Annotated in this window: 1 protein-coding gene; it reads left to right on the forward strand. The window is 64.1% G+C overall.

Translation table 11 applies throughout. From position 1 onward, the window contains the following. On the forward strand, positions 1–9,960 hold a 9,960-nt coding region (locus GSQ75_RS09960; RefSeq protein ID WP_158754555.1), incomplete at both ends, for an SDR family NAD(P)-dependent oxidoreductase.

Below are 9,960 nucleotides of genomic sequence, written 5' to 3' on the forward strand. Positions count from 1 at the left end.
GGTCGCCCTGGCCGACTTGGCCTATACCCTGCAGGTCGGGCGCGAGGCGATGGAGGAGCGGCTCGCGGTGATGGCGGGTTCGCTGGATGAATTGCGCGAAAAACTCAGTGCCCATGTGGCGGGCGTAACGGCAGTCGAAGGCCTTTATCGCGGGCAGGTCAGGCGCAACAAGGAAGCGCTGGGAACCCTGCTCGGTGACGACGACATCGACGCGACCGTCGAGGCATGGATCGCCAAGGGCAAGTTCGGCAAGCTGCTGGACCTGTGGGTGAAGGGCCTGGCCTTCGACTGGCAGCGCCTGTATGGCGAAAACCGGCCACGCCGGATCAGCTTGCCCACCTATCCGTTTGCGCGCGAGCGCTACTGGATACAGGTCAGTGCAACGCAGCCGGCGGCCTTGCCGGATGCCGGCGCGATGCTGCATCCGTTACTGCACCGCAATACTTCGGATATGGCAGGGCTGCGCTTCAGCACACGCCTGAGCGGCGAGGAATTTTTCCTTAGCGACCACGTCGTACAGGGTGTTCGCGTATTGCCAGGTGTAGCGCAACTGGAAATGGCGCGGCGTGCGGTCAGCGAAGTGGTCGGTGCGCAGACTCCCATCGAACTCAACGAGGTGGTGTGGCTGCGTCCGGTAGCCGTGGGCACGAACGGGCTGATGCTGCACATCGCGCTCTACGCCGAGGACGACGGCGACATCCATTTCGAAATCTACAGCGATGGCGAAGACGGCGAAGCCGTGGTGCATGGCCAGGGCGTCGCCATAACCGGCGACGCGACGGACATGCCGACCGCATCGTCCAGGCACGACCTGGCCGTGTTGCGTGAGCAGTGTGCCCAGGCGCATTGGGACGCTGCGGCATGCTACGCGGTGTTCGAGGGCATGGGCTTGCAGTACGGCCCGGGATTCCAGGGATTGAACGAACTGTTCGTGGGGTCGCAGCAGGTATTGGCGCGGATCAGCCTGCCGGCTGTCGTGCCGGTGCAAGATTATGTGCTGCATCCCAGCGTGCTGGACGCTGCGCTGCAAGCGGCCTTGGGGCTGCAGATGGGTTCGTCCGCGGAAGCGGGCGTAGCCACGCTGATGCTGCCTTATGCGCTGGGCAGCCTGCAGTCACTGGCGCCGTGTCCGACAGCCATGTGGGCGTTCGTGCGGCATAGCGCCGGCAGCAGTGCGGGCACGGCAGTACAGCGACTCGACATCGATCTGTGCAATGAAAGCGGCGTCGTCTGCGTGCAGTTCAGGAATTTCAGTATGCGCAGCCCGTCCGCCACCGGCAGTGCCGAGCTGGCGCGGGCGCTGGACGACAAGCTGTTGCTGGCCCCGGTATGGGACGTGGTGCATCCGCCGCGGACCGAACGCGCACCGAAGATGGATGCAAATGTACTGGTCGTGGGCGGCGACATGGCCCGGCACGAAGCGATCCGGGCGCAATACCCGCAGGCCGCCATCCTCGACTTGCCGCACGCGGCGCAGATGGCCGATATCGAACAGCGCCTGCGTGCGCATGGCGCCATCGACCACCTGATATGGATTCTCGACGCATCGGAGGCTGCCGATGACGAGGCCCTGATCCTTGCCCAGCAGGACGGCATCGTGCTCGGTTTTCGTCTGGTCAAAGCCCTGCTGGCGCTCGGGTTCGCGCAGCGACCGCTGGGCTGGAGTGTACTGACCTGCCAGACCCAGGCCGTGCATGAGAGTGACGCCGTCGCACCCGCGCATGCGGGTATCCATGGCTTCGTCGGCGCGATGTCCAAGGAATTCCGCCAGTGGCGGGTGCGCCTGCTCGACATGCCATCCACCGCTGCGTGGCCATGGGAGCAGCTTTTTGACCTGCCATACGATGTGAAAGGCGATGCGCTGGCCTGGCGTTCGGGTCAGTGGTTCCGCCAACAGCTGCAAACGGTACATATCCGTCCGACAGCGGAGGAGGCTTCCCCGTACCGCCAGGGTGGTGTGTACGTGGTGATCGGCGGAGCGGGCGGCATCGGCCAGGCCTGGAGCGAGCACGTCATCCGCACCTGCCAGGCCAATGTCGTCTGGATCGGCCGGCGCGCCAGGGATGAAGCGATCAAGCAAGCGCAGACGCGCATGGCGGCCTACGGCCCCATGCCGATGTATATCGCTGCCGATGCGACCGACCTGGCATCCATGCAGCAGGCCCGCGCGCAGATACTGGCCCGCTTCCCGGCCATCCATGGCGTCGTGCACGCGGCCATCGTGCTGCTCGACAAAAGCCTGGCGCAGATGGATGAGGAACTCCTGCTGGCCGGCCTTGCCGCCAAGATCGACGTCAGCGTGCGGATGCTGCAGGTATTCGGCTCGCAGCCTTTGGACTTCATGCTGTTCTGCTCGTCGCTGCTCAGCTTCATCAAGGCTGCGGGACAAAGCAATTATGCCGCCGGCTGTACTTTCAAGGATGCCTACAGCCTGCAATTGGCCAAACGCCTGCCATACCCAGTGAAAGTGCTGAACTGGGGCTATTGGGGCAGTGTCGGCGTGGTTGCCTCCCCGGCCTATCGCGAGCGCATGGCGCAACAGGGCATCGGCTCCATCGAGCCGGAAGAGGGCATGCGGGCCATCGCGCAGCTGCTGGCTGCACCGGTGCCGCAACTCGGATTCCTGAAAGTCACCGGACATGCCGCCAGGGGAGACATCCGCGAGCTTGTCGGTGCGAACCGCGTGGAAATATTCCCGGCGCGCTATCGCAGCCTGGTGGGTGGGCTGGCCGAACAGTCCGCCACCATGCCGTTCCCGGTCGATGCGGCACAGCTGGTGCGACAGAAGCGCGATATCGACAGGCTGGCCCTGGCCATTCTGCACAGCGAATTGAATGCGCTCGGCATGATGGCGGGGGCGGACGGAACGTTCATGCTGGAGGATCTCGCGATTCGGCCAGGTTACCGGCGCTGGCTGGCGCATAGCGTGCAAACGCTGGCGCAGGCGGGCCTGCTGGAGCCGACCGGTACCGGCGCGTGGCGGCACGGCTCCGATCCCGGTTCCCCGGAACAGGCCTGGACGGCCTGGGACCAGCACAAGCCGGCATGGCTGGACGATGTCAACGTACGTGCACAGGTCGTGCTGGTCGAAACGATGTTGCGTTCGCTGGCGGCCATCCTGCAAGGGCGCATGCCGGCGACGTCGATCATGTTTCCGAATTCGACGATGGACCTGGTCGAGGGGATTTATCGCGGCAGTGCGATAGCGGACCATTTCAATCAGGTGTTGAGCGAGAGCGTGGTCGCCTTCGTCAAGGCGCGCCTGCAGCAGGATCCGTCCACGCGCATCCGCATCCTCGAAATCGGCGCCGGCACTGGCGGCACCTCGGCACGTGTGCTCGGCAGCCTCGCGCCTTACGCGGGGTCGATCGAACAGTACTGCTATACCGATCTTTCGCGCGCGTTCCTGCTGCACGCGGAGCAAAAGTATGGTCCACGCCATCCCTACCTGACATACCAGCTATTCGATGTCGGCAGTCCACTGGCCGGGCAGGAAATCGAGGCTGGCAGCTACGACCTGGTGATCGCCACCAATGTCCTGCATGCGACCAGGGACATCCGCGAGAGCCTGCGCAATGCCAAGGCGACGCTGCGTGGCAACGGGTTGTGCCTGCTCAATGAGTTGAGCGGCTTCGAGATATGGACACATCTCACCTTCGGCCTGCTCGACGGCTGGTGGCTATATGAGGACGAAGCCCTGCGGATACCGGGTTGCCCAAGCCTGTCACCCGCAAGCTGGAACAGGGTGCTGCGCGAGGAGGGTTATCGCCACGTCTTTTTCCCGGCACAGGCGCTGCACGCACTTGGCCAGCAGGTGGTCGTGGCCGAAAGCGACGGCGTAGTGCCGCAACGGCGAAACGAAAGCTCAGTGGCAAAAGCGGCCCATGCCGAGATGGCCAGAGCGGTGGTCGCAAAGCCTGTTGCCGCAACGCTCGCCGGCAAGGCGACCGCGCAGAGCGCTTCAGCGTCGTTGCGCGACAAATGCCTGCTGCAATTCAAGAAGCTGGTCGGCCGCACACTCAAGATGCCGGTCGAGAAAATCGATGCCGACACCAGTCTCGACCACTATGGCATCGACTCCATCCTCGTGCTCGAGCTGATCAATGGCTTGCGCGCGATGTTCGACGAAGCCGGCATCAGCATCCCGGTGAGCACCACGCTGTTCTTCGAATACCAGACCCTGGCGGCGCTGGCCGATCACTTCATCCAGCATGAAACAGCGGCGATGATGCAGTGGATCGGATTGGAGGCGACGGCAGAGCCCGCGCATGTCGAGCGCGTGCCGGCGCCCAAGGCGGCGGAAGTTGTCCGGAGCCGGGCGCGGCGCGGCTATGCGACGAGGTCGGGCGCATCCACGCCTGCGCTCGTGCACGCGGCACATATGGACGTCGCGATCGTCGGTCTGTCCGGGCGCTACCCGCAGGCGTCCGATGTCACGCAATTCTGGGCCAACCTCGCGGCAGGGCTCAACTGCATCACGGAAGTGCCGGCCGGCCGTTGGGACCACAGTCGCTACTTCGACGCACGGCGCGACCGACCGGGCAAGACGTATAGCAGGTGGGGCGGCTTCCTCAGCGACATCGATTGCTTCGACCCGCTGTTCTTCAGCATCTCGCCGCGCGAAGCGGAGTCCATGAGTCCACAGGAACGGCTCTTCCTGCAGGAAGCGTATGCGAGCATCGAAGACGCAGGCTACACCCCGGCTAGCCTGTCCACGAGCAGGAAGGTCGGCGTGTTCGTTGGCGTGATGAACGAGCACTATGCGACCGGCGGCCGCTTCTGGTCGATGGCCAATCGCACATCGTACCTGTTCAATTTCCAGGGGCCGAGCATGGCGGTCGACACCGCCTGTTCGTCATCGCTGACGGCGGTGCATCTTGCTCTTGAAAGCCTGCGCAGCGGCAGCAGCGAGGTTGCCATTGCAGGTGGCGTGAACCTGATCGTCGCGCCGGAGCAGCTGGTCAACCTGTCCGAAATGACCATGCTTTCGAGCGGCGACAAGTGCAAGTCGTTTGCCGCCGATGGCGACGGCTTCGTCGATGGCGAAGCCGTCGGTGCCATCGTGCTCAAACCGCTGCAGCGTGCCATTGCCGATGGCGATCAGATTTACGGGGTCATCAAGGGCAGCGCGGTAAACGCCGGCGGCAAGACCAATGGCTACATGGTGCCCAACCCGAACCTGCAGGCCCAGCTGGTGCGCAATGCCCTGCAGGATGCAGGCATCGACGCGCGCAATATCAGCTACCTGGAAGCACAGGGTACCGGCAGCAGCCTGGGCGACCCGATCGAAATTCTCGGCTTGTCCAAGGCCTTCCAGAGCTGGACTGCGGACAAGCAGTTCTGCTCGATCGGTTCGGCCAAGTCCAACGTCGGGCATTGCGAAAGCGCGAGTGGCTTCGTCGCGATCAGCAAGGTCCTGATGCAGATGAAACATCGGATGCTGGTTCCGAGTCTGCATGCCGCGGTGCTGAATCCCGATATCGACTTTCCCAACTCACCCTTCGTGGTGCAGCAGGAACTGTCGCCCTGGGCGCGACCGCAGCGGGAGATCGACGGCCGCATGCGTGAGCTGCCGAGAACCGCGGGTATATCTTCCTTCGGTGCCGGCGGTGCCAATGCCCACCTGGTCATCGAGGAATATGTCACGCCCGCGATGGCCGGGCAGGTGGCTGCGCCTGCTCATGCTGCCGCCCTGGTGCTGCTGTCTGCGCGCAATCCGGAGCGGTTGCAGGAACAGGCGCAGCGCCTGCTGAGCGCGCTTGGGCATGCACGTCCCGAGTTGACCCTGGCAAACCTGGCTTACACCCTGCAAGTGGGACGCGAGCCGATGGAAGAGCGCCTTGCGCTCGTGGCCGATTCACTGGATGCCCTTGGCCGGAAGCTGGCCGTTTTTGTCGCCGGCGCGAGCGATATCGACGCCACGTACCGGGGCCAGGCAAAGCGCAACAAGGATGCGATGGCCCTGTTTGCCGGGGACGAGGACACCGGGGCCATCATCGAAACCTGGATGGCGAAGGCCAAGTTCGACAAGCTCGCCGAGCTCTGGGTCAAGGGCTTCGTGCTGGACTGGAACGGCCTGTATGCAGCATCCGGACTTGCGCGTCCAAGCCGCATCAGTTTGCCCACCTATCCGTTCGCCAGGGATCGCTACTGGATCGAGCATCGCAGGGAGCCCAACGCAGCGGTCCCGCCGCCCGAGCGTCCCCGGCGACGCGTGGAGCCTGTCGAGGCAGCGACGCGCGTCATTGTCGAACCCGACACCTTGCTGGTCGAAGTGAAGCGGATGCTCGCAGCCACCGTGTCCACCATGCTCAAGGTGAAGGAAGAGGATATCGACGGCGACACCCAGTGGAGCGAATTCGGCTTCGATTCGATCTCGCTCACCGCTTTCGCCAACGCCCTGAATGAGCGCTACCAGGTTGACCTGGCACCCACCATCTTCTTCGAATTCCCCAACGCGGACGGCCTGGCTGGCTATCTGGTGCAAGAGCGCTACGAAGTATTGCTGCCGCATTTCACCCTGCCTGTCGCGACGGTGATGGTCCATGAAGAGCCGGCCGGGCAAGAGCAGGCCGAAGAAGAGCAGACCGAGCAAGAGCGGGCCGGGCCGGTCCCGGCGTGGCCCGGGCAGCCGGCTGCAGCGCCGAACGAACCGATCGCCATCATCGGCATGAGCGGTCAGTTCCCGCAGGCGCCCGACATCGAAGCTTTCTGGCTCAACCTGCGCGACGGCAAGGACTGCATCAGCGAACTCCCGCGCGAGCGTGGCGACTGGCGGGTGTGGTATGGCGATCGTGTGCCTGAGGAAAACAGGACCAGGGTCATCTGGGGCGGCTTCCTCGACGGAATCGACGAGTTCGATCCGATGTTCTTCGGCATCTCGCCGAAGGAAGCGGAACTGATGGACCCGCAGCAGCGGCTGATGATGGTCCATGTCTGGAAAGCGCTGGAGGATGCCGGCTATGCCGGATCAGCGCTTTCGGGCAGCAACACGGCCATTTATGTGGGCACCATGGCCAGTGGATACAGCACCTTGATGAGCCGTGTCAGTACGGCGATCGAAGGGTATTCCTCGACGGGGGCGGTCGCTTCGGTCGGTCCCAACCGGATGAGTTACTTCCTCGATTTCCATGGCCCGAGCGAGCCGGTGGAAACGGCCTGTTCCAGTTCGCTGGTGGCTTTGCGGCGCGCGACGCTCGCCATCCAGCGAGGCGACTGCGACATGGCGATCGCCGGTGGCGTGAACACCATCGTCAACCCGGAATTGCATATCAGCTTCAGCAGGGCCGGCATGCTGAGCGAGGACGGCCGCTGCAAGACCTTCTCGAGCGAGGCGAACGGCTACGTGCGTGGCGAAGGCGCGGCGATGCTAGTGCTGAAGAGGCTATCCGCGGCCGAGTGCGACGGGGACCACATCTACGGCGTGGTGCGCGGCAGCGCGGAAAACCATGGCGGCCGGGCCAATTCGCTGACTGCGCCGAATCCGAAGGCGCAGGCCGCCGTGGTGCAGCAGGCCTATCGGCAGGCGGGCGTCGATCCACGCACGGTGACCTATATCGAAGCGCACGGCACCGGCACGGCGCTGGGCGACCCGGTGGAAATCAATGGGCTTAAGGCGGCTTTCAGGGAACTGTACGCGGCGACAGGCGAGCGCGACGTGGAAGCGCCGCACTGCGGGCTGGGTTCGGCCAAGACCAATATCGGTCATCTGGAACTGGCTGCCGGCATAGCGGGCGTGATCAAGGTCTTGCTGCAGATGAAGCACAGGACCCTGGTGAAAAGCCTGCACAGCGAAAGCCTCAATCCGTATATCGAGCTGAAGAACAGCCCCTTCTACGTGGTGCAGGAATCACGCGAGTGGACGCCTGTGCGCGATGCGCATGGCCAGTTCGCGCCGCGCCGCGCCGGCGTGAGCTCGTTCGGCTTCGGCGGGGTGAATGCGCATGTCGTGCTGGAGGAATACCTCCCGCCCGTGGCTCCCGTCGCGGCGCCCAAGGGCCTGGTGGCCGTGCTGGTGTCGGCGCGCAACGAAGAGCGCTTGCACGAGCAGGTACGTCAACTGCTCGCGTTTGTCAGTACACCGGAAGCGGATGCGACACTCGGACTGGCCGACCTGGCCTATACGCTGCAGGTGGGACGCGAGGCGATGGAGGAACGCATCGGCCTGGTGGTCGGCTCGCTCGCCGAACTGCGTGACCGATTGGCACGCTTCCTGGCCGGCGATGACGACATGGATCATGTCCACCGCGGGCAGGCCAGGCGCCACAAGGACACGCTGGCCGCGTTCGCAGCCGATGCAGAGCTGGCCCATGCCGTACGCAACTGGGCGGAGCAGGGCGAGCTCGGCAAACTGCTCGAGGTGTGGGTAAAGGGTTGCGACGTGGACTGGACTGCGCTGCATGGTCGGCAACGGCCGCGCCGCATCAGTTTGCCGACCTATGCTTTCGCCAGGGAGCGCTATTGGGTGCCGGTCGGCAACCCCAATCCGCCTGCGACTGCTGGCACAACGGCCACGCTGCATCCAATGGTGCAGCGCAATTCGTCGAACCTCGCCGGGCCGCGCTTCAGCAGCCACTTCGACGGCAGCGAATTTTTCCTTGCCGACCATGTCGTGCGGGGCGATCGTGTGTTGCCCGGCGTTGCCCAACTGGAAATGGCACGCGTCGCGGCGAGCGAAGCGATGGAGGATGCCGGCAGACTGCATTTGAAAGATGTGGCATGGATGCATCCTGTCGTTGCCGGCAACGATGGCTTGACCCTGCACGTTTCGCTTTACCCGGATGACAACGGTGATATCGGCTATCGGGTGCATGGCGAAGGCATCGCCGGCGAAATCGTGTATGGCCGCGGCGTGGTCACCGATGCCATCGAAGACGGCGTGCCGGCGACATGCGATCTGGCCACCCTGCGCCAGCAATGCACGCGGACCCATCTGAGCGCTGCGCAGTGCTACGCCGCCTTCGACGCGCTGGGCTTGCACTATGGCCAAGGCTTCCAGGGCCTGAGCGAACTGTTCGTCGGCGAGCAGCTAGCGCTGGCGCGGATCGTATTGCCGTCCTCGGTGCAGGCAACCAAGGATCGCTTTGCCTTGCATCCCAGCCTGCTCGACGCGGCATGGCAGGCCTCGATCGGCTTGCAAGCGCGCACGGGCACCCATGACCTGGCCTTGATGTTGCCGTTTGCCCTGGGTTCCCTCGAGGTATTGGCACCGTGCACGCCGAGCATGTGGGCGATCATCCGGCATAGCGCCGGTCACGCCAGCAGCGACACGGTGCATACGCTCGACATCGACGTCTGCGACGAGGAGGGTACGCTGTGCCTGCGATTCAGGCAGCTGAGCCTGAAGGCATGGACGTCCCGCCCGCCCGGCGCGCCTGTCCGCGATGTGGGCACGCAGGAAGTGGCGCAGCGGGAACCTCGCACGGATGATGCCGTGTCGCAGCCGCTGGCACTCAATGAAGAGGTCAGCGTAAACCACGCAAGCCACGTCTCCGACGACATCCAGGAACGAGCGCTCCGCTATTTCGTTCGCTTCCTGTCGGCAGCGCTCAAATTGCCGGCGCACAGGATCGATGCGCGGGCTCCCATGGAGACCTACGGCATCGACTCCCTGCTGGTGCTGGACCTGACGCGTGCTCTGGAAAAAATCTTCGGGCCACTGCCGAAGACACTGTTCTTCGAGTATCAGACCGTTGCCGCGTTGAGCGGATATTTCATGGAGCATCATCGCGCCGCGATGAGCGGATTGATCGGTGCAAGCCGTGCCGTTGCCGCCGCCGTGTCGACGCCGCTGGCGATCAAGGTCGGCAAGACCGATCCGGCATCGATGAGCCCACGGTCGCGTTATGAAAAGCGCAAGCCGGAGCGTGCGGATGGCGATCGCGATGATGCTGGCGAGATCGCGATCATCGGGTTGTCCGGCCGTTATCCGCAGGCAGGCAATCTGGAGGAGTTCTGGAG

It is taken from the genome of Dyella sp. S184 (genome assembly GCF_009766065.1).
Classification (GTDB): Bacteria; Pseudomonadota; Gammaproteobacteria; order Xanthomonadales; family Rhodanobacteraceae; genus Rhodanobacter.